The sequence below is a fragment of the Gluconobacter sp. DsW_056 genome, from assembly GCF_002153595.1.
GTDB lineage: Bacteria > Pseudomonadota > Alphaproteobacteria > Acetobacterales > Acetobacteraceae > Gluconobacter > Gluconobacter albidus.
This window is the reverse complement of the sequence record NZ_JOPF01000001.1, coordinates 104,829-124,673: the sequence shown is the minus strand read 5'-3', so window position 1 is coordinate 124,673 and position 19,845 is coordinate 104,829. Positions and strand designations below refer to the sequence as shown.

Here is a 19,845-nt window from a genome sequence, read left to right as displayed (position 1 = left end):
TCAGGTTCCGATTGCGCTCAGCAGGGCGCTGAACATTGTCTGGACGGTCGAAACGACCTTGGCGTTGGCAGCGTAGGCGTTCTGGAGCGTGACGATATTCGCCATTTCCGTGTCGATGGAGACGGTGGACGTTCCGGAAAGATTGGACGTCAGGCTGCTCTGCGTTGTCTGCGACAGAGCGAGACCACTGCTTGCATCGCTGGCCGTGGCCGCCTGATTGGCGGTCAGGGATGTCGCAAGGGAAATGATTTTCTGGTTGCCCGTGTATCCCGTGGACAGGGTTCCGGTCATTCCAAGATTGCTGCTGGGCGCGGCCGTCTGGGCGGTTCCGGAAGCATCGGAGGTTGTTCCGAACGTATAGCTCAGGACGTTCTGGATGGTCTGGGTGCCCGACGTCGTGCTGTCAAGCAGTTGGGACGGGTCGCTGGAATAGGTGCTGGAGACGCTGATGTCCTGCGAGAAACCGACGCTGCCGGCAGGAACAAGGTCTGTCTGGGAAGTTCCCGGAACGACGCCGTTTGTGCCCGATGTCGTGAACAGGGACATGCCCTGGGCCTGAAAGCGGGTGGCGACCGTCGAAGACAGGGAGTCCAGCTGCGCCTGCATGGTGGGGAGCGTTGTATCGCGTAGGGTGATGTTTGCGCCCAGCGTCCCGCCCGTCAGGTGGGTGGTGACATCGCGGCCATTCAGGGTGATGGGGGGGATAGTGTTGCTGGACGATGTGCCAGGATAGGTCGTGCTGACCGAAATCTGGGCAGAAGACGTGGTGAGCGGCCATGTGGACGAGACGGTTGCGCCACTGGAACTGCTAGTGTCGCGCGTAGGCAGGGTGATGCCGTCGGCCGTGGCGATGGTCATGTCGCCGTTTGCGGACTCGGACCATGAGACGGAAAGCTCGGAGGACAGGGAGGAGAGGGCCGTATAGCGCTGGTTTTCCAGCGCAGCCGTGTCCTGACCGGTGCTTTTGAGGTTCATGATCTTGGTGGACAGGGTGCCGATCGTGGTGAGGTCGGTATTGATGTCCGAGACCGAGGAAACGACAGCATTCTGGGCCGTTTGACGCTGGGTCTGATAGGCCGAAGCCAGCGTGTTGACGGACTGGGCGAAGGTGGACGCGGCGGAGACGACCGTGCTCTGGGCCGAGGCGCTGTCGGGAGTGGAGGTCAGGGATGTCAGGGCGGACTGAAGATTGCCCAGTTCATCCGAAAGCGTTCCGCTGCTGCCGGATGTGGCGCTGGTAGAGCCCTGAAGTGCTGTGATGTTGGACAGGGAATTGCTGGTGGCCGTATAGGCCGCAACGTCCGTGTTCTGAGCGTAAAGCGCCTTCTGGACCTGCTGGTTGGTCGCGAGTGTGGTGGCGGCGGTGCGGACACCGTTGCCTGTGTTGCCAGCCACGCTCGACTGGACGTTGGCGCTTTCCTTGATGTAGCCGCTTGTCCCCGCATTGGAAACGTTGTTGGAGGCAACGGCCATGGCATTCTGAACGACATTCAGGCCGGAAGTTGCAATCGAGAGTGCGCTGTTCAGTCCCATGGAGCCGGTGTCCCTTCAGTCGTGCTTACTGGATCATCGCCAGGGTTGTTTGAAGAAGCTGGTCGGCCGTGGAGACGACTTTCGTGTTCGCGCCATAGGCCTGCTGCGCCACAATCAGCTTGCTGAGATCACCTGTCAGATCGGTGGTGGATTCTTCGACCGAGGCCGTGCTCAGGGTGCCGGCACCATTGGTATTGACGGCGTTGATCTGCGGGGTGCCGGACTGTGAGGTGGCGGTGTAGGCCTGTCCGTTCTGGGGAGAGAGGCTGTTGGGGTCGGCGAAGGTCGTCAGCGGGATCTTGGCGACGAGCTGGGAGTAGCCGTTGTCGAAGGTTGCCATGACCGAGCCGTCCGTCTGCATGGAAATGCCGGAGAACGTGCCGGTGGTCACGCTGTCGGAAACCCCCGTGACGCCCGTCGGGGTAGAGCCGTCCGTTGCGAGGCTGACGCCGCTCGTGCCGCCGATGGTTCCGAGGCTGACGGTCATGTTCTGGGGCGCACCGTCATATTCGAAGCTGGCCGTAGAGCCGGAGGCCTGGGTCTGTCCGTTGACGGAGGCGATGGCGCCGGTGGAGGAATCGAACTTCACGGTCGCGCTGTTGGTCGCGTCATTGGGGTTGCTGACGGTCCAGGTGGTGGCGTCGACCTGCGTCCAGTTCAGGGAGACGGTCTGGGCGTTGCCTTTGCTGTCATAGGCTGTGGCCGACGTCGTGGCGCTTCCGCCGCTGGAAGTGGCGGTGCTGCCGATCTGGCCGGTCAGGGTCAGCTTCGTGCTCTCGGTCGGCTGGAACTTGATGGTGGAGGGCACCTGAATGGGGTTCAGCGTAGTGCTCAGGGTGCCTGTGGAGGCGTTGACGTTATAGCCTTCGAGGTAATAGCCGGACGTGTTGACCAGATAGCCGTTCTTGTCCTGCGAGAAGTCACCATTGCGGGTGTAATACTGCTGTGTGCCGAGGACGGGGGTGCTGTCGTTGCTCTGACCGGTGGCCTGCACGACGTTGAAGAACCCGTTACCGGAAATGGCGAGGGCCGTGCTGTTGGTCGAGGTCGTCACCATGCCCTGGTTGTCGTTGTGCTGGCGGGTGGTGGCGACGACGCTGTCGCTCAGGGATTCGCCGTCACTGGCGAGGCTGTTGTTGGTGACATAGTCCTCGAAGCTGGTGGTGCTGGCCTTGTAACCGTTGGTCTGGCTGTTGGCGATGTTGTTGGACAGGTCGCTGAAGGCGTGTGACTGCGAGTTCAGGCCGCTGACGGCGGTGTGAACCGCGTTGATGATCGAGGACATGGCATACTCCCGGACATGGAACAGGCTGCGGGTCGTATGCCCGAGCATCACTGCCGAGGATTCCACAGGGGATATTAAAGAAGTCCTTACAAGCGCAAAAAGGGCAGATTCGCCTGTTGTTACGAACGGAGACAAGGCTGGGACGGGGGCGAAAAAACGCTGGCGGCCTCTGGTTCTCCGGCCCTGAAACAGGCATGATACAGTGACATGCCAGAGCCAGATGACGACCCCAAAAAGCCCTGTATTCCTGACGATTCTCCGGTAAGACCGGCCAGATTCGTTCATGGCAGCATCATGCGTCATGTCGTGACCATGGCCGGAACCGGGGCGATTGGGCTGATGGCCGTGTTTGCCGTGGATCTGCTCAATTACGGTTATATTTCGCATCTGCATGACAAGACACTGACGGCGGCGATCGCGTTTGCGACGGCGGTCAGTTACGTGCAGGTGTCGGTTTCCATTGGCATGACGATCGGGCTCGGGGCCTGCACGGGGCGGCTGATCGGGGCGTGTCAGCATGCCGAGGCGCGTCGGATGGCCTCGGCATTTCTGGTGGTCATGGTGGCGATTGCGGCCGTTCTGGGCCTGTTGACGGCGACCTTTGCCATGCCTCTGCTCGGGCTTCTGGGCGCGCATGGCGAGGCGCAGGAGCATGCGGCCACCTTCCTGCACATCGTGTCGCCGGCGCTGCCGCTTGTGTGTCTGGGGATGGCGCTGTCGTCACTGCTGCGGGCAGTCGGGGATGCGAAACGCTCGATGCGGGTGACACTGACCGGGGCGGCTGTGTCCGCGTGTCTGGACCCGATCATGATTTTCGGGCTGCATCTGGGGCTTGAGGGTGCTGCGATCAGCACGGTTCTGGCGCGGCTGGCCATTACGGCGAGCGGATTTCTGAACCTTCGGGGTCATGCCATGCTGGAATGGCCGCAGCGTTCCGCTTTCGGGCCGTCCACGCGGCTGATTGGCGGGATTGCGGTTCCGGCGATTGCGACCAATCTGGCGACGCCGACGGGCGCGCTGTTTGTGACGCATGCGATGGCGCGGTTCGGACTGAATGCCGTTTCGGGGCAGGCGACCATCGACCGGATCGTGCCGGTGGCGTTTTCGCTCGTTTTTGCACTGACGGGCTCGGTCGGGCCGATCATGGCGCAGAACCTTGGGGCGCGGCAGATCCATCGCGTGCAGGAGGCGCTTCTGGCAGCGCTGAAGCTGACGGCGCTTTGCGTGGGCACGACGTGGCTGGTTCTGGCGGCGGCGCACACTTACATCATCCAGCTTTTCGAGCTTCAGGGTGTGGGCGTGGACATCGTGCGACTGTTCTGCTGCTGGCTGGTGCTGAGTTACATGTTTGTAGGGCTGCTGTTTGTGGCCAATACAGCGTTCAACAATCTGGGGCACCCGTTCTATTCCACGGGTTTCAACTGGGGCCGGGCGACGCTGGGGACCATTCCGTTCGTCTGGATCGGGTCTGCTTATGGGCCGATCGGGATTCTGGTCGGGCAGTCGCTGGGGGTGGTGCTGTTTGGCAGTCTGGCCGTGGTGACGGCGTTTCGGGTCATCCGGAAGCTGGAGCCGGATATCGTAAGGCCCTGAGTTCGTCGTTCAGCGCGCGTCGTTCAGCGTGTCAGCACGGCCCCGGAGACCGGTGTTCTGGTCCGGGGCGGCGGAACGGGGGGTCAGCGTGTGGAGAGCGCGCTCTGCTTGGCGGCTTTGAGGTTTCCCTTGGCGACTTTGCGCGCCTTGAGACGTTCGAGACGCTCTTTCATCGCCATCTTTTCGTAGCGGATGCGCTGACGGATCCAGTTCAGCATGCCTGATGCTGTCAGCACCGCGATGCCGACGAAGGTCCAGCGATCGAGCGGCTGTTTGAACAGGAAGTAGCTCAGCGCGACACCCCAGGCCATCTGGCTGTATTGCGGCAAGGCTACGCGGTTTGCCGGTGCTCTGGCGGTTGCGAGCATCATGCAGAGCTGTCCGAGGGCGGCCAGGGAGCCGTAGCCGAACAGGTAGAACCAGATCTTTGTGTTGGAGGGCCATGTGGCGTGGGCGAGCATGAGGAGACCGTTGCCGACCAGTGCGCCCATCAGGCTGGACCCGAAGAGCGACAGGCGCACGGTTTCCTTGCTGGCGATCCGGTAGGCGATCACGCTGCCCGCATTGGCGCAGGCTGCCAGAAGCGCACAGAGATGGCCCAGATTGAGCGGACGCATTCCCGGACGCAGCACGATCAGAACGCCCGCAAAGCCCAAAGCGACCGCAAGCCACGCCCAGAACGTCACTTTCTCCTTGAGCAGCAAGACGGAAAGGATCGTAACGAACAGCGGCATCAGGAAGGTGATCGACAGCGCCTCGGGCATCGAGAGCAGCATGAAAGCTTCGACGCTGGCAGCCGTGGCGACGAAGACGCAGACAGCCCGTAGCAGCCACATGCCGCGAAGTTTCGGGCGCACGATGTCGAGGTAGGATTCGTTTGATTTGCGGATGAAGGGAAGAATGAGGAACCCGAACACCCCGCCGAAAAACGCAACCTCGAAGGGATCGAGACCCCCGTCCAGCAGTTTGGAAAAGGCGTCGCTGATGGCGAACGCGGAGTATGCTCCGAAGGCCAGGGCCATTCCGGAGAAGAGGGTTTTGGTGTCCATAAGGCTCGGGGACTCTGACGGGAGAGAGGAGGAATCGTGCCGAAAAAATAACCCTGTGCCCTCTGAACGCATGACAGAGCGTTCGGGCCTGAATAGGGCATCGGTAATTGCGGTCAGGCTTCTTAGAAGAAGTATTATGGAAATTCAAACCCGTTTCCGGGACTTCGAATATTTTCTTTGACAATTACGGTATAGATTGGATGGTAACATAAATTTATTTATTAATAACATTTATATTGTTATTAATACGGAATAGGGCGTGGCTGGGGCAGGTTGAAGAAATCGACTCTGGTGTTCCTGTTCGTTATAGAGGCCGCACTCTTTCAATGTGATTTTCAGGGAAACGATCTGTGCAGTGTGAATGGCGTCGGTCTTACGACAGGCTGGTTCCGATGCTGATTAAAGAGCATTTCGGAGATCCGGGTGTGATGACCCGGCAGTTTCCCTACATGAAATCGACGTTCCTCTGGAAAGAGGATGATTTCATTCTCACGCCCGAAGCGCTCGCCAATCCGAAGAACAAGTATCATGGGCTTGAGCGGCTGGCGCTGGAGCATCATGAGGCCGGAGACTGGCGGCTGGCCGGGGAATACTGGCTGATTGCGGCGGGCTGGCGCCGGAACATGATGGACCCGGCCGACGAGCGGCATGTGGAAGCGCTACAGTTCGCGCTGCGGCATGTCGAATATGACAGGGCGCTGGCAGACTGGAAAAAGAAGAAGCTCAGCCGCAACGCCATGCCCTATCCCAGCCAGTTCGGGCTTGCCGACGACTGAAACCGGGATTTGCCTGGATCTATGGGGTGAAGACCTGCTGATAGAAGGCGAGTTCCCGTTGCAGGGCGTCTTCTATGGTCTCGCGGGCGCGGAAGCCGTGGGCTTCCTCCGGATAGACGTGCAGGGCGGAATGTTCGAGTTTTGTGCGCATGGACTCCGCCTGTGACAGGGGGACGACCTTATCTGCGCCGCCATGCAGGAACAGGACAGGAACGGTAATCCCCTCGGCCTGCGTGATGGGGGAACGTTTCAGATACACGGCCTCGTCTTCGGGATAGGGGCCGATCAGGCCGTCCAGATAGCGGGCTTCAAACTTGTGCGTTTCTTCGGCGAGGGCACGCAGATCCGTGACGCCATAGAGGGACGTTCCGGCGGCGAAGAGATCTGACTGTGCGAGAGCGCCGAGGACGGTCAGGCCGCCGGCGCTGCTGCCGCGGATGACGCAGCGGGCGGGGTCGGCGAGGCCGCGGTCGAGCACAGCCTGCACGCCGGCGAGGCAGTCTTCGATATCCGCGACACCCCATTGTCCGTCCAGTGCTTCGCGGTAGGCGCGGCCGAAGCCGGTTGAGCCGCGATAATTGACGTCAAGGACGGCGAAACCGCGCGAGGTCCACCACTGCACCTTGAAGGCAAAGGACGGATTGGCGCGGCCGGTCGGGCCGCCATGCGCCATGACGACGAGCGGGGGGTTTTCACCCTCCCGCAGGGCGCTGGTGCTGCTGGCTGGGGCGTAGAACAGGGCGTGGGCTTCTGCGCCGTTTGCGGTTGGGAAGCTCAGGGGGGTGGGGGTTGCGATATCGGCTTTCGTGACACCGTGCGGGAGGGTGACGCTGATGCGGAAGCGGTCGCAGGCTTCGCCGAGGCGGCCGAAGGCGATGGCGGCGGGGGCATCGGCCGGGGCGTCGATCCAGGCGAACTGTCCGTTTCCGAGAGGTTCGGGGACATTGACGGGCGTGCCGAGCGCAAGTTCGGTCCAGCGTCCGTTGTCTTCCAGCAGGACGTGGTTGAGGCCGTGGCGGATGCCGAGGGCCAGCAGACGGTTTCCGGGCAGGGGCGCCATACTGCGCTGTCCGAAAACCCAGTGCGGCAGGCCGATTTCGGCGTTGGCACCGTCGAGGAAATGGGGGTGCCAGCCTGTCTCGTCATGGGAAAAGCGGACGGGGGTCCAGCGGCCCGAGGCGTCGGACGTGGCGTAGAGCGTGCCGTCTGGGGACCAGCAGGGTTCGATGATGCTGCACGGTTCAGGTCCGTTCAGGTCAGTGACGGGGCCGAGTGTGCCGGTTGTGCGGTCGAAGGGGGCGACGAAAAGGGTCGTGGCGGTCCAGGGCATGGCCGGGTCGTTCCAGCTGAACCAGGCCAGAAAATTTCCATCGGGTGAGGGCCGGGGGGCGGCGTAGAAATCCGCGCCTTCGACCAGCACGGTTTCGCGTCCGTCAGCCTGCGCATGGACCAGCGTTGCGACGGGCACGCCGTCGCCGTGGCTTTCGCGCACGCAGAACACGGCATCGGCAGCCGGATCGAACGTCAGGTCGGCGTAGCGGTGTTCGGGACTTTCACCCGCCGTAGCCCATTGCGTGGAGATGGTGCCGTCGCTGAACCAGACGCCGCCACGTTTGCGATCGCTGAAGACGACCTGCGGGGCGTTGTCTTTGGCGTTGTCTTTCAGGCGCACGTCCCATGCGCCGCCGCCATATTCATGCACGCGGGTGCCGACCGAGTATTCCGCCGGGATCAGGTCGCGGAGTGTTCCTTCAGGGTCGCGGGCCGTGATGACGGAGCGGCCCTGTTCGTCAGGGCGGCTTTCAAGCCAGATGATCCACTCCCCAGCAGTGCGCAGTTCGGAGAAGGACAGGGTGCGTCCGGCCACGAGTTCGGGCGTGACCCAGGACGGCCAGTGTTCCGACAAGGCTGCGGAAGATGAGGGGGAAGGGGGCGTCATTTTTCATCCTGTCTCCGATGCCGTAGTATCGTAGCCGGTGGCACTCTCTTCCGCCACAGCTTGAACAGGACCAGGACACTGTTTCATCTCAGTCATTTTCTCGATCACATGCTGGTGCAGTATGGCTATGGCGTCGTCGGCATCACCGTCATGTTCGAGAGCATGGGCCTTCCTCTTCCGGCGGAGAGCGTCATCATCGCCGCTTCGCTCTATGCGGGCAGCACCCATCATCTTGAAATCCGCTGGATCGCGCTGGCCGCCGTGCTCGGTGCCATCATGGGCGACAATATCGGCTATCTGATCGGCCATCACTTTGGTTACGGCATTCTGAAAAAGCACGGCCAGAAAGTCGGTCTGACCGAAGAGCGGCTGATGCTGGGGCGGTATCTGTTCCGCAGGCATGGCGGGATCGTCGTGTTTCTGGGGCGTTTCGTCGCGGTACTGCGGGTGTTCGTGGCATTGCTGGCCGGAGCGAACCGGATGCCCTGGCATTCGTTCCTGTTCTTCAATGCGCTCGGTGGCATCTGCTGGGCCGGTGGCTATGCCTTTGTGACCTATGAGCTTGGCAAGCAGATCGAGAAGATCACCGGGCCGGTCGGGATCGCCATGGCGGTCGTGGGGGTCTGCTGCCTGATCGGGGCGCTCGTTTTTCTCAAGAAAAACGAGAAGCGCCTGACGGATGAGGCACTCCGGCAGGCCGAGGAAGACGAAAAGCGCGAGGAATCGCGTGTGGACAAGAAACCGAGCTGACACAGACTGGAAGGACAGACGTCATGACACAGCCCTCCGCTCCCGAGTGGTCTACCGACTCTCTTGAACGTCTGGACGGAAAGACAGCGCTCATCACCGGATCGACAGGGGGGCTGGGGTTCGAGGTCGCCTGCGGGCTGGCTAGGCAGGGCGCTGCGATCGTGCTGAGCGGCCGCAGTCATGACAAGGGACAGGCGGCGCTGGCACGGCTTCATGAGCGCGTGCCGTTCGTCAAATCGCGGTTCGAGCTGCTGGATCTGGCGTCGCTGGCCGGGATCGAAGCGTTTGCGTCCGCGATGCGCAGCCGGGGCGAGCCGATCCATCTTCTGGCGAACAATGCCGGAGTCATGGGGCCTGCGACGCGTCTGACGACGAAAGACGGGTTCGAATTGCAGTTCGGTACCAACCATCTCGGGCATTTCGCTCTGACCGGGCGGCTGCTGCCGTTGCTGGCGGCGGGGAATGCGACGGTCATGACAGTGGCGTCTCTGGCGGCGCTGAAGGGTGAGATCCCGTTTGGTGATCTGAATGCGCGGCATTCCTACAATCCGATGGTGCGGTATCGTCAGAGCAAGCTGTCCAACCTGCTGTTTGCGCTCGAACTGAACCGCCGGGCTGCGAAAGCGCCTTGGCCCATCCATTCGCGTGCGGCGCATCCGGGCTGGGCGGCGAGTGATATTGTCGCGAATAACGGCAGTCTGGACCAGTCCGCCAACAAAGCCGCGCGGTTCATGCGCAGTCTGGCGCGCAGTGTCGCCGGGCCGGTGTTTCATGCCATGGGGCAGACGGTCGAGGAGGGGGCGTGGCCGCTGCTCTATGCTCTTGCCAGTCCGCAGGCGCATGACGGCAGCTATTATGGCCCGCAGGGGCCGGGAGAACGTCGTGGCGTGCCGGGGATCGCGGGGCTGCCGGCTCTGGCGCATGTACCCGAACTGGCCGCGCGTCTGTGGACCGTCTCGGAACAGATGACCGGCGTAAGATACGGCCTGATCTGAAAGTCATAAAAGTTTTTGGTGAAGCTTTTTTTCAAAAAGCTTCGAAGACTGTCACCTTTTTGAAAAAAGGCGACACCCAAAAACTTTTGTTCGGGATCTTTCTCAGGGGCGAACGATGATCATGATGACGATGACCATCATCAGGATGGTGGGGACTTCATTGGCGATCCGGTAAAATTTTTCCGGGTGCTGGTTGCGGTCTTCGGCGAAGCCGCGACGCCATGTTCCGCAGGCGCCGTGGAATCCGGCGAGGGCGAGGACGCAGATCAGCTTCGTCCACCACCAGCCCGCGTTCCAGTCGATCAGCCCGGGAATGGAGGCCAGGGCGCCGCCTGCGAGGAATGTCACGATCATGGCGGGCGTCATGATCTGACGCAGAAGCTTGCGCTCCATGACCTTGAACCGCTCGCTCTCGGCAGAGCCCGGTACCACCTGACAGTGATAGACATACAGGCGCGGGAGATAGAACGTTCCGGCCATCCAGGCGATGAACGCCATGATGTGCACCGACAGGATCCAGCTCTGATACGTCGCGAGAAAGTCGGTCATGCGTGTTTCTGGCTTTCAAGCGTCCGGCGCAGCAGCGGTACCAGCTCGTCCAGATGGGCGATGCGGACCGAGCCTTCGACGGGCCAGAAGGGCGGTGCGGGCATGTCTTCGGGACGAAGCAGCACACAGGCCATGCCAGCCTTCCAGGCAGCTTCTGCTCCAGTATCGCTGTCTTCGATGACGACACAGCATTCTGGCAGAACGTCTTCGGTTTTTGCGGCGTACAGATAGACGTCCGGAGCGGGCTTGGGGCAGCCCATATCGTTAGCGGAGTGGACGCGGTTTTCGGGGAAATACTGGGACATTCCGGTTTTTTCGAACTTGGCTTCCATCTCACGGACGGAAGAATTCGAGCCGACGCGAACCGGCAGTCCCGAAGACCGTACGCCTGCCAGCATTTCGGGCGCACCGCCTACGGGTTCTGCGATTTTCTGCATCATCTGTACGAGATTTTCGCGCAGGATGACTGCCGTTTCGTCCGGCAGGGGATGACCGATTTCGTGTTCGAGTTCGGTTACGATCTGCGGGAGGGCCATGCCTGCGAAACGCTGATGCGCCTCTTCGTCGGAGATGGACATGCCCTTGGATCGGGCGAATTCCGCCGTGGCCTGGCAGGACGGGCCTTCGCTGTCCACGAGAACGCCGTCACAGTCGAAAATGACCAGTTTCAGCTGGCCTGCTGGATCCAGGGCGGTTGTCATACGGACCGTACCGCCTCGACGAGGGCCGCTACGTTTTCAGGGGGCGTATGCTGCATGACGCCGTGTCCGAGATTGAAAACATGGGGTTTTCCGCGCATTGCGTCGCGAATGGCCTGGGCTTCACGGATCATTTTCTCACCGCCGGAGAACAGGATCATCGGGTCCATGTTGCCCTGAAGGGTGAGGCCGGGAACGGCTTCGGACAGGAGTTCGGAAATCTGGGCCGGGTCGGCGACCGTGTCGAGCGCCAGCGTGTTGATACCGGTTTTCTGCGCGTATTCGCGGACCATGATGCCGCCGAGGCGTGGGAAGCCGATGAGCGGGGTGTTGGGGTGACGGGCGCGGATGTACGCGACGATCTGGCGTGTCGGTTCGATCACGTAGCGGCGGAATGCGGAGGGGGGCAGGATCCCGGCCCAGGAATCGAACAGCATCACGGCTTCCGCGCCGGCTTCGATCTGGCCACAGAGCATCTCGGCGGTACTCGAGGTCAGGGTGTCGATCAGGCGATCGAACAGGGCAGGGTTGGTCTGCATCATGCGGCGGGTTTCGGCGAAATCCCGCGATCCACCGCCCTCGACCATGTAGCAGGCGACGGTGAACGGGCTGCCTGCGAAGCCCAGAAGGGTCGTGACGTCTGGAAGCTCTTTGGCGAGGCGGGACAAGGTCTCGCGCACTGGTGCAACGGCGTCCTGTACGCGCTTGGGATCGAGCCGGGCGAGGTCGGCTTCGGAGCGGATGGCGCCGAGGACCGGGCCGCGGCCGTCGATGAATTCAAGAGACTGACCCATGGCCCAGGGCAGGATCAGGATATCGGAAAACAGGATCGCGCCGTCCATGCCGTAGCGGCGGATGGGCTGGATTGTCAGCTCGGTGGCCATGTCGGGGGTCATGCACCGGGTGAGGAAGTCGGCCCTGTCGCGCATGGCGCGGAATTCGGGGAGATAGCGGCCTGCCTGACGCATGAGCCAGACCGGAGGCGGCCAGACGGCTTCACCACGGAGGGCCCGCAGAAGCGGTTTCGACGAGGGTGAGGAAGGTGCGTTTTCCGAAATCATGCCGCCCACTAATCATAAAAGAAAAAAGAAAGAAATGCTGGAGGTTAAGATGATCCCTGTGGATACCGGGGTACCCGGCTTTCTGAAAATGTACCCCGTCTTGTTCACACTGTGTACAACTCTGGAGGCCGCAGTCTGCAAGGGAGTCGTTGATTCTATCCCGAATTGCCCACAGAGAGGCTGTGTACAACCCCCAGTTCCGGCTGGTGTACCGTACAATCCACGGTACTCGGTACTCCTTTCGGGAGGGCAGGTACTATCCCCATGTACCCCAGTACTGACGCAATGCCTTCACAGGGTTTCCTGCAGTACTCGTCCTTCTTTCCGCAGTCGATAGTACGGAGTCGTACATCATGATGTCTTTCAGTACTTCCCTGATTCTTGCCAGCGGGTCGTCAGCCCGGCGCATGTTGCTCGAAAATGCGGGTCTTACGGTGCAGGCCAGACCGGTCGATCTCGATGAGGAGGCGCTGCGGCGGTCCTGCGAGGCGCAGGGGTATACGCTTTCGGAAACGGCGATTGCCCTGGCGGATGCAAAAGCCAATCTCGCGACACGGGATGTGGGCTTTGATGATCTGACGGTTGCGGCGGACCAGATTCTCGATCTGGACGGGGTGGCGTTTGCCAAACCGGGCTCTGTTGCTGAGGCAGGGGAGCATCTGCGCCGGCTGCGGGGGCGGACGCATGTTCTGCGCACGGCGGTCGTTCTCTATAAGGGGGGTGAGAAAATCTGGGAGCATCTGGCGTCGCCGCGTCTGACGATGCGGGCGTTTTCGGAGGCGTTCCTTCAGGCCTATCTGGAGCGGGAAGGGGCGGCGATCCTGTCCTGTGTGGGGGCATATCGGCTGGAAGGCCCCGGAATACAGCTTTTTTCGGCTGTCGAAGGGGCGCAGGATGCCGTTCTGGGGCTGCCGCTGCTTCCGTTATTGGAGGAACTGCGGAGGCTGAAGGCGATTTCGGCGTGAAAAACTGCTGTCAAAATCTGTTTTTCAGGCTTGTCAGGGCGAAATCATGACGATATACCGCCCTCATCCGGCTCCGTCCCAAAGGGGCCGCAGATGAAACATGTGGGGCCATAGCTCAGTTGGGAGAGCGCCTGAATGGCATTCAGGAGGTCGTCGGTTCGATCCCGATTGGCTCCACCAGTTTCCTTATCCCTGAAAATTTAAAATCTGAAATTTCCGGTCTGGTTCTGTCGAGGCTGGTCTGTGTCTGTTGACGCGGGCGTTCAGCTCTCATACGGCAGTCGGATGCAGACCGGAACGCCTTACGCCTCTTTGCCGACCCTCATGGATGCTGACCAGCGGTCGCTCTGGGGCGGCTGGCTGACGCGGACGGTGCTGCCGTTCTGGAGCGATGCCGGGTTTGATCGCACAAGGCGCCTGTATCACGAGCGTCTGACGTTTGCCGGGGAGCCTCTGGTTCTGGAGGCATCGCGGCTGATGGTGCAGGCGCGGCAGATTTCGACATTCTGTCGGGCGGCGCTGGACGGGCTGCATGAGGCGTCCGGGCAGGCGCTGATGTGTCTGGAAGAGGTCGAGCGGCTTTATCGCCATCGGGACGGGCAGGCGGGGTGGATCTTTTCCGTCGCACCGGACGGAACCCCGGTCGGGACGAAGCGGGACCTGTATGCACATGCTTTCATTCTGTTTGCTTATGGCTGGGCGTATCGCCTGAGCGGCAATCCGGATTTTCTGGCGGTGGCGCGGCAGACCGTGCTGGAGCTGCATCAGATTTTCCGGGCGGAGCATGGCGGGTTTCTGGACGAGGTGCCGCTGATAGGTGCGGTCCGGCACCAGAATCCGCACATGCATCTGCTTGAGGCGTTTCTGGTGCTGTTCGAGGTTTCGGGGGACAGCTTTTATCTGGACGAGGCGCGGTCTCTGGTGCGGCTGGCTCTGGGGAAGCTCATCCAGCCCGGATCGGGGGCGCTCCTTGAAGATTTCATGACAGACTGGCGCCCGACGGCCCCCGCCGGGGGCAATCGCGTGGAGCCGGGGCATCTTTTCGAATGGTCCTGGCTGTTGCGGGACTATCTGCGTCTGGAGCCCGGGACGCCGGAAGCCGGGGCGATTGGCCGGGCGGCGGAAGGGCTGTTTGCGTTCGGAATGGCGCATGGCCTGGCGCGGGTCGGGGAGGGCGCCGTCGTGCGGGATGCCGTGACGGATGGGGGGCAGACCGTCGAAAATGCGACGCGGATCTGGCCACAGACGGAGCTTTGTCGTCTGCTGGTCTGTCGGAATGAGAGGCCTGATATTCTCCGGGGGCTGACGGAGCATTTCTTTGGAACGTTCAGTTCCGACCAGAAAAGCGCTTTGTGGGTGGACCGCTTCGACGCCTTCGGAAACGCGACCGTATCAGACGTGCCCGCCAGTTCGCTCTATCATATTTATGGTGCGGCGCGGGAGTTCTGTGGACGTTAGACGGGTGAACCCGTTGCAATCCTATGTTAGCGTCACTTCCGGTAAACATGTCGGCAGCGACGGTGACTTCTGACAGGTGCTGCCCTGAGCGTCTTCTGAAGGAGAAATAGGATGCGTTACTCGAACGGTCTCTTCGCGGGTCTTGTGGCCGCTGCTCTTGTTGCGTCTTCGGCCCATGCCCAGTCTATTCCGGGTGTTGGCAGTGCGGGTAATGCCATGAGCGGCATGTCGGGCATGAGTGGCATGACCGGGGGCACCGGCATCATGGGCAGCATGCTGCCGAACGTGTCTTCCGCCAGCACGGGCAATGTTGCGGGTGTTCTGAGCTATTGTGTGCAGAACAACTATCTGAGCGGCAGCAGCGCCACTTCGGCCCTGAGCAGCCTGACGGGCAAGCAGGACGTGACGTCCTCCAGCGATTATGCCGCCGGACAGCAGGGGCAGCTTCTGACGGGGGGCAGCAATCCGCTGTCGCTGTCGAGCCTCAAGGGGCAGATGAAGCAGAAGCTGTGCAGCATGATCCTCAACCGCGCCCAGAATCTTCTCTGACCTGTTCTGGTCTTCTCTTACTTGAGCCGGCCCGTCATGGATCAGTCATGGCGGGTTGGGTATTTCTGGAAAAAGGACAACTGGATCAGTGAAGTATCTCGTTACGGGTGGGGCCGGGTTTGTCGGAAGTCATCTGGCACAGGCTCTGGTGGATGGCGGACATGAGGTTGTCGTTCTCGACAATCTGAGCACGGGTCATCGGGCAGCCGTGCCGCATGGCGCACAGTTCATGCACGTCGATCTGGCGGATGCGGAGGCGACGGACCGGGCTGTGGCTTCGGGGCAGTGGGATGCGGTTCTGCATTTTGCCGCGCTGTCGCTTGTGGGCGAAAGCATGAGCCAGCCTTTCCTCTATCTGCGCCGGAATTACATTACGGCTCTGAACCTGATCGAGGCCTGCACGCGGCATGGCGTAAAGCGCTTTGTGTTCTCTTCGACGGCGGCGCTGTTTGGTGGCGATGACCGCCCGCCGCTGATTTCGGCGGATGCGCCGGTGGATCCGGGATCGCCTTATGGCGAGAGCAAATATCTGATCGAGCGGGCGCTGGTCTGGGCGGACCGGATCTGCGGCATGAAGAGCGCGTGCCTGCGTTATTTCAATGCGGCGGGTGCGGATGCACAGGGGCGTCTGGGTGAGGATCACCGGCCGGAGACGCATCTCATTCCGTTGACTATCGACGCGGCGCTGGGACGTCGGGCCGGGCTGAAGCTGTTCGGGAATGACTATCCGACACGCGATGGCACCTGTGTGCGCGATTATATCCATGTGACGGATCTGGCCGATGCGCATATCCGCGCCATGGGGCAGCTCGATGAGCGGTCCGTGACGTATAATCTGGGCAATGGTCTGGGCTTTACTAATCTGGAAGTGGTCCAGAGTGTCGAGCGCGTCAGCGGCCGGAAAGTGCCCTGGGAATGGGCGCCGCGCCGTGGGGGAGATCCGGCGGTTCTGGTGGCGGATTCTTCGCAGATCCGCAAGGAAACGGGCTGGGACCCGAAGTTCAGTCAGCTTGATGATATCGTCGAGACGGCCCTGCGCTGGCGTGTGGACCATCCGGACGGATATGGCGCTGCTTGAAGCGGTCGCTTAAAGGGGTTTGACCAGATCGGCCACGAGGCCACCGGTGGCGGTCAGGGCATCCTGGGGGGACAGTTCGATCAGGAGGCCCTGATGTCCGCCGTTGATGACCACGGGCGGACCGTCCATGCCGCATTGTTCGAAGGCCGTGGGGACGGCGCTGCGTTGTCCGAAGGGGCTCACGCCGCCGATGCGGTAGCCGGTGCGCTGTTCGGCGTCGGGGCGGGAGAGCATCTTGGCTTTCCGCCCTCCGAAGGCCTGTGCCACGCGGGCGAAATCCAGTTCGCGATCCGCGGGCAGCACCACGCAGGCGGGGCGTCCGTCGATCTGCACCATCAGGGTCTTGAGGACGTGATCCGGCGACAGGCCCAGCGCTGCGGCGGCGGCCACGCCGAGTTTCCCTGCTGAGGGGTCATAGTCATAGACATGGCGTTCATAGGAAATGCCGAGAGCGTCCAGTGTCAGGGTCGCGGATGTGTCCTGCACGTGTTCTCCTGTCCTTTGCGGTCATCACGAGGGGTTCAGGATGGCAGGCAGGCGCGTCCGATGCTAGGGTCGGGGGCATGATTCACCCTGTGGTCCGTTCATAATCATGGCTGGCGGTCTGCTGGCCTGCATGCTGGCTTCGGCTTTACATTACCATCTGCCGCCGCGCATCCTGCCTGCGATCCAGCGGGTCGAGGGCGGGACGATGGGGCATGTCAGCACCAATACGGACGGCTCGGTCGATATCGGGCTCATGCAGATCAATTCGCGCTGGATTTTGCCGATCGCCTCCATGACCCGTCAGCCCGTGTCGCAGGTTGCGGCGCGTCTGGCGCTGGAGCCGTGTTTCAATATCGCGGCGGCGGCGATGATCCTGCGCAGGGCGCTGAATGAGGAGCATGGCAATCTGATGAAGGCGATTGGGGATTATCATTCCCGCACGCTGCCGCTCAATCTGGATTACCAGCGCAGGGTTGTGGCCGCGGCGGCGGCACTTTATCTGCGTCAGGGATAAGGCGTTCCGGTGAGGATGGTCAGGCCATAAATGTTACTTTATAACACCTGAGCCTTGACCCCTGCCCCGAGGACCATGATGCGTTTTTTTCCGGCTTTTCTGCTGGCTGTACTGATTTCAGGACCTGTAGCCGTTGCTCAGACCGAGCCGGCGCAGGTTCCTGCCCTGTCTCCGGCCCGATCCCCGGTGCGTGTGGTGTGCGTTGAAGCGGCTTGGTGTGATGTGGCGGCGCAGATCGGGGGGGAGGATGTGCAGACACAGGCTCTTCTGGCGACGCCGGGGATTGATCCGCATGATCTGACGCCCTCGCCCTCCATGGCACGCGCCATGGCAGGGGCGACCATCGCGGTGGTGAATGGCGCGACCTATGACGACTGGGCGCTTCCCTTTACGGCTTCCGTGCCGGAGCGGATCGTGGTGGCGTCTCTGGCGGGGTGGCGGCCCGGCGACAATCCGCATCTCTTTCTCGATCCGGTGGCGGTAGGGAAAGTCGCGCAGGTCTTTGCGGACAGGCTGTCGCATCGGCCGGGAATTTCGGCGTCGGACGTGGCGGAGCGGCTGGCGGCGTTCCGGAAAGAGCTGGAGGGCGTGACGGCCCGTCTGGCGGCGATGAAGGCCCGTCATGATGCCGTGCCCGTGGCGGCGGTAGAGCCGGTCGGGGAGACGTTGCTTCGGGATGCGGGGCTGGCGGTTGTGGATGAGAATTTTGCGCTTGCGATCATGAACCATGCGGAGCCGTCGCCGCGCGATGTGGCGCAGGTCGATATGCTGGTTGACGGGCGGAAGGTGCGGATGCTGATGACCAATCCGGCCATTCATTCGCCGCAGATCGACCGGCTGGTGGATCGGGCGCAGGCTGTGGGCTTGCCGGTCGTGGCGATTGGGGAGACTTTGCCACCAGGGCAGTCCTGGCAGGGCTGGGTTCATGGCATTCTTCAGACGGTGGAGCAGGCGCTGGGTGATGGCGGAAAATAAACGGGTCTGCTGTCAGCCGGAGCGTGGGCTGGTTTTGCGGGACGTGACGCTCACGGCGGGATCGACCTGTGTGTTGCGGGAGGCGTCCCTGATGGTGCCGCTTTCGGGCATGACGCTTCTGTCGGGGCGGAACGGGGCGGGGAAGTCCACGCTGCTGCGGGCGATGCTGGGGCTGATCCCGCTTCAGGCGGGCGAAATTCTCACGCATGGTCTGTCGCCGGCGCAGGCCCGGCAGCATATCGGTTACATGCCGCAGAGTGTGACGGATGCGGCGTTGCTGCTTCCGGCGGTCAGTCATGTGCGGGCGGCGGTGGACGGCGTGCGCTGGGGGCTGCCGCTGCGTCTGCGGTCTCGGCGGGAAGAGGCGGACCGGCTTCTGGCGCTGACGGGGGCTTCGGCGTTTGCGCATCGTCCGCTGGGGCTGCTGTCCGGCGGGGAGCGTCAGCGGGTCGGGCTGGCGCAGGCTCTGGCAGGGAATCCGGATCTGCTGTTGCTGGATGAGCCGCTGGCGGCGCTCGATCAGGCGGGGCAGGAGCGGACGGTGCGTCTGTTGCGGGATCTGACGGAGCGCCTGGGGATCGGGATTGTTCTGACGTCTCATGAAACCGAGGCCCTGTCCGGGGCTGTGACGCGGGTTGTGCAGCTTGCGGACGGGGGGCTGCATGTTCGAGTTTGATTTCATGCGCCATGCCTTTGTGGGCGCGGCGGTTGTGTCTGTTCTGGCGGGGACGGTGGGCTGGTTCCTGATGCTGCGGCGTCAGGCGTTCGCGGCCCATGCGCTGTCGCATATCGGATTCAGCGGGGCGGCCGGAGCGGTCTGGCTTGGCTTTCCGCCGCTTTCGGGAATGGTGGTGTTCAGTCTGATGGCGGGGTTCGTTATCGGGGCTGAGCGCGAAGGGGAGCGCGGCGTTCCCGCCCAGCGGGACAGCACGATCGGGCTTGTTCTGGCGGCCAGTCTGGGGCTTGGGGCGTGGTTCCTGCATATGAGCAACCGGGGCTCCAGCCTTGCGACCACGCTGCTGTTCGGGGATGTTCTGGGCATTGATGTGCCGACGCTGGAGGCGCTGTGCGGGGTGGCCGTGCTGTGTCTGGGGCTGCTGGCGTTTCTGGGGCGTCGGCTGCTGTTTGCCAGTCTGGCACCGGAAGTGGCGCGGGCGCGGGGTGTTCCGGCGCGGCTGGTGTCGGTGGTGTTCATGGCTGTGGCGGCGCTGGCCTGTGCGGCCTGTGCGGAAGTGGCCGGGGCGCTTCTCGCGTTCAGTCTGATGATCGGGCCTGCCGCGACGGCTCTGAAGCTCGGGCTGGGACCGTTGGCGGGGATTGCCGTTTCGGTCGGGCTGGCGCTGGGATTATCGTGGGGTGGACTGATGCTGTCCTGGGTGACGGATGCGCCAGTTCCGTTCTGGATCGGGCTTGGGGCTGCCCTGTCCTATGCGCTGGCCGATCTGTGGCGGCGGTTCAGAAGTCCGTAGCGTTCGTCAGCTTGAAATGCACCAGAGCGATGAATGCAGCCAGCATCACATGCATGATGATCAGCGCTTTCGTACCAATAACGGGAACATCGTTGGTTGTATCGGGTGTCTGCATAATGCGTA

At 62.1% G+C, this 19,845-nt stretch carries 21 protein-coding genes and 1 tRNA gene; 13 read left to right on the top strand and 9 right to left on the bottom strand.

Annotated features, from left to right (window positions below; translation table 11 throughout):
• Both flgK and flgE read right to left on the bottom strand, forming a co-directional pair.
• Complete coding sequence (flgK, locus tag HK22_RS00630) at positions 1–1,533, bottom strand: flagellar hook-associated protein FlgK (protein WP_086647957.1); 1,533 nt, start codon at positions 1,531–1,533, stop codon at positions 1–3.
• Positions 1,534–1,558: 25 nt separating this feature from the next.
• Positions 1,559–2,866, bottom strand: coding sequence for a flagellar hook protein FlgE (gene flgE, locus HK22_RS00625; protein ID WP_233142295.1), 1,308 nt, complete (start codon positions 2,864–2,866; stop codon positions 1,559–1,561).
• Positions 2,867–3,112: 246 nt separating this feature from the next.
• Here flgE and HK22_RS00620 point away from each other — a divergent pair, with 246 nt between their 5' ends.
• A complete protein-coding gene (locus tag HK22_RS00620; protein ID WP_086647999.1) occupies positions 3,113–4,411 on the top strand; it encodes an MATE family efflux transporter in 1,299 nt (432 codons plus the stop codon).
• A gap of 83 nt (positions 4,412–4,494) precedes the next feature.
• Here HK22_RS00620 and HK22_RS00615 read toward each other — a convergent pair whose 3' ends face one another.
• A complete protein-coding gene (locus tag HK22_RS00615; RefSeq protein ID WP_233142292.1) occupies positions 4,495–5,460 on the bottom strand; it encodes a DMT family transporter in 966 nt (321 codons plus the stop codon).
• 428 nt (positions 5,461–5,888) lie between these two features.
• Between HK22_RS00615 and HK22_RS00610 the strand changes: the two genes are divergently transcribed.
• The gene (locus tag HK22_RS00610) at positions 5,889–6,236 is read left to right on the top strand and encodes a hypothetical protein (RefSeq protein ID WP_086647997.1); all 348 of its coding nucleotides are present in this window, start codon (positions 5,889–5,891) and stop codon (positions 6,234–6,236) included.
• Between the two features lie 19 nt (positions 6,237–6,255).
• Here HK22_RS00610 and HK22_RS00605 read toward each other — a convergent pair whose 3' ends face one another.
• On the bottom strand, positions 6,256–8,175 hold the full coding sequence (locus tag HK22_RS00605; protein ID WP_086647956.1) for a prolyl oligopeptidase family serine peptidase: 1,920 nt from the start codon (positions 8,173–8,175) through the stop codon (positions 6,256–6,258).
• A gap of 150 nt (positions 8,176–8,325) precedes the next feature.
• On the opposite strand from HK22_RS00605, the gene HK22_RS00600 reads away from it, so the two are divergent.
• A complete protein-coding gene (locus HK22_RS00600) occupies positions 8,326–8,925 on the top strand; it encodes a DedA family protein (protein WP_194255517.1) in 600 nt (199 codons plus the stop codon).
• Between the two features lie 23 nt (positions 8,926–8,948).
• Entirely contained in the window at positions 8,949–9,920 is a 972-nt protein-coding gene (locus tag HK22_RS00595; RefSeq protein ID WP_086647955.1) for an SDR family oxidoreductase, read from the top strand.
• Positions 9,921–10,022: 102 nt separating this feature from the next.
• On the opposite strand, the gene hemJ is transcribed toward HK22_RS00595, so the two are convergent.
• The 3 genes from hemJ to hemE are packed head-to-tail and all read right to left on the bottom strand — an operon-like array spanning position 10,023 to position 12,228.
• Complete coding sequence (gene hemJ / locus HK22_RS00590) at positions 10,023–10,469, bottom strand: protoporphyrinogen oxidase HemJ (RefSeq protein WP_062032749.1); 447 nt, start codon at positions 10,467–10,469, stop codon at positions 10,023–10,025.
• A complete protein-coding gene (locus tag HK22_RS00585) occupies positions 10,466–11,170 on the bottom strand; it encodes an HAD family phosphatase (RefSeq protein ID WP_086647954.1) in 705 nt (234 codons plus the stop codon). The genes hemJ and HK22_RS00585 overlap by 4 nt, the downstream gene beginning before the upstream one ends.
• The gene (gene hemE, locus HK22_RS00580; RefSeq protein WP_062032743.1) at positions 11,167–12,228 is read right to left on the bottom strand and encodes a uroporphyrinogen decarboxylase; all 1,062 of its coding nucleotides are present in this window, start codon (positions 12,226–12,228) and stop codon (positions 11,167–11,169) included. Before hemE ends, HK22_RS00585 begins: the two co-directional genes overlap by 4 nt.
• 353 nt (positions 12,229–12,581) lie before the next feature.
• Between hemE and HK22_RS00575 the strand changes: the two genes are divergently transcribed.
• The 5 genes from HK22_RS00575 to galE all read left to right on the top strand — a co-directional run bounded on the left by HK22_RS00575 (position 12,582) and on the right by galE (position 16,278).
• Complete coding sequence (locus HK22_RS00575) at positions 12,582–13,193, top strand: Maf family protein (protein ID WP_062032740.1); 612 nt, start codon at positions 12,582–12,584, stop codon at positions 13,191–13,193.
• Between the two features lie 104 nt (positions 13,194–13,297).
• Positions 13,298–13,373, top strand: a tRNA-Ala gene (locus HK22_RS00570).
• A 63-nt stretch (positions 13,374–13,436) separates the two neighbouring features.
• Positions 13,437–14,651 carry an AGE family epimerase/isomerase gene (locus HK22_RS00565; protein ID WP_233142290.1) on the top strand — a complete coding sequence of 405 codons (1,215 nt, stop codon included), beginning with the start codon at positions 13,437–13,439 and terminating at the stop codon, positions 14,649–14,651.
• A 111-nt stretch (positions 14,652–14,762) separates the two neighbouring features.
• Positions 14,763–15,200 carry a DUF2501 domain-containing protein gene (locus tag HK22_RS00560; RefSeq protein WP_062032733.1) on the top strand — a complete coding sequence of 146 codons (438 nt, stop codon included), beginning with the start codon at positions 14,763–14,765 and terminating at the stop codon, positions 15,198–15,200.
• Positions 15,201–15,288: 88 nt separating this feature from the next.
• Positions 15,289–16,278: a UDP-glucose 4-epimerase GalE gene (gene galE / locus HK22_RS00555; RefSeq protein ID WP_086647952.1), complete on the top strand. Its 990-nt coding sequence runs from the start codon at positions 15,289–15,291 to the stop codon at positions 16,276–16,278.
• A 9-nt stretch (positions 16,279–16,287) separates the two neighbouring features.
• Here galE and HK22_RS00550 read toward each other — a convergent pair whose 3' ends face one another.
• Positions 16,288–16,764 carry a YbaK/EbsC family protein gene (locus HK22_RS00550; protein ID WP_062032727.1) on the bottom strand — a complete coding sequence of 159 codons (477 nt, stop codon included), beginning with the start codon at positions 16,762–16,764 and terminating at the stop codon, positions 16,288–16,290.
• Between the two features lie 106 nt (positions 16,765–16,870).
• Here HK22_RS00550 and HK22_RS00545 point away from each other — a divergent pair, with 106 nt between their 5' ends.
• The 4 genes from HK22_RS00545 to HK22_RS00530 all read left to right on the top strand — a co-directional run bounded on the left by HK22_RS00545 (position 16,871) and on the right by HK22_RS00530 (position 19,722).
• On the top strand, positions 16,871–17,278 hold the full coding sequence (locus HK22_RS00545) for a lytic transglycosylase domain-containing protein (RefSeq protein ID WP_086647951.1): 408 nt from the start codon (positions 16,871–16,873) through the stop codon (positions 17,276–17,278).
• A gap of 75 nt (positions 17,279–17,353) precedes the next feature.
• Positions 17,354–18,253 (top strand): metal ABC transporter solute-binding protein, Zn/Mn family, encoded by a 900-nt coding sequence (locus HK22_RS00540; protein ID WP_233142287.1) that lies wholly within the window; start codon positions 17,354–17,356, stop codon positions 18,251–18,253.
• Positions 18,240–18,929, top strand: coding sequence for an ATP-binding cassette domain-containing protein (locus tag HK22_RS00535; protein ID WP_086647950.1), 690 nt, complete (start codon positions 18,240–18,242; stop codon positions 18,927–18,929). Before HK22_RS00540 ends, HK22_RS00535 begins: the two co-directional genes overlap by 14 nt.
• On the top strand, positions 18,916–19,722 hold the full coding sequence (locus HK22_RS00530; RefSeq protein ID WP_086647949.1) for a metal ABC transporter permease: 807 nt from the start codon (positions 18,916–18,918) through the stop codon (positions 19,720–19,722). The genes HK22_RS00535 and HK22_RS00530 overlap by 14 nt, the downstream gene beginning before the upstream one ends.
• Here HK22_RS00530 and HK22_RS15415 read toward each other — a convergent pair.
• Entirely contained in the window at positions 19,709–19,837 is a 129-nt protein-coding gene (locus HK22_RS15415) for a hypothetical protein (protein WP_255308576.1), read from the bottom strand. The genes HK22_RS00530 and HK22_RS15415 overlap by 14 nt on opposite strands.
• Positions 19,838–19,845 lie beyond the last annotated feature (8 nt).